The organism is Burkholderia anthina (assembly GCF_902498995.1).
Lineage (GTDB): Bacteria > Pseudomonadota > Gammaproteobacteria > Burkholderiales > Burkholderiaceae > Burkholderia > Burkholderia anthina.
Window position 1 is genome coordinate 1 of sequence record NZ_CABVLY010000067.1, and the last position, 578, is coordinate 578.

Genomic DNA, 578 nt, shown 5'->3' on the forward strand with positions numbered 1-578 from the left:
TCGCTCTCGACTTCCACGTCGACTGGCCTCTCGTCGGCTGATAGCTCGATCAGTTCGCTGTCCACGTCGACTTCGACCGGCATCAACTCGCTGTCCACGGGATTGAGCTCGACCGATAGCTCGGTCACGTCGCTCTCGACCTCCACGTCGACTGGCCTCTCGTCGGCTGACAGCTCGATCAGTTCGCTCTCTACGTCGACTTCGACCGGGATCAACTCGCTGTCCACCGGCCTCAGCTCGACCGACAGCACGGTGACGTCGCTCTCGACTTCCACGTCGACCGGCCTGTCGTCGGCTGACAGCTCGATCAGCTCGCTGTCCACCTCGACTTCGACCAGCATCAACTCGCTGTCCACGTCGACTTCGACGGGGATCAATTCGCTGTCCACGGGCCTCAGCTCGACCGACAGCACCGTGACTTCGCTCTCGACTTCCACGTCGACTGGTCTCTCGTCGGCCACCAGCTCGATCAGCTCACTGTCCACCTCGACTTCGACCGGCATCAACTCGCTGTCCACGGGCCTCAGCTCGACCGACAGCACGGTGACGTCGCTCTCGACTTCCACGTCGACTGGCCT

The 578-nt window shown here is 62.5% G+C and carries 1 protein-coding gene; it reads right to left on the minus strand.

The window, feature by feature from the left end; translation table 11 throughout:
* The coding region (locus tag BME24068_RS35360) for a hypothetical protein (protein WP_280528448.1) at positions 1-566 on the minus strand (566 nt) is incomplete at its 3' end.
* Positions 567-578: the final 12 nt, after the last annotated feature.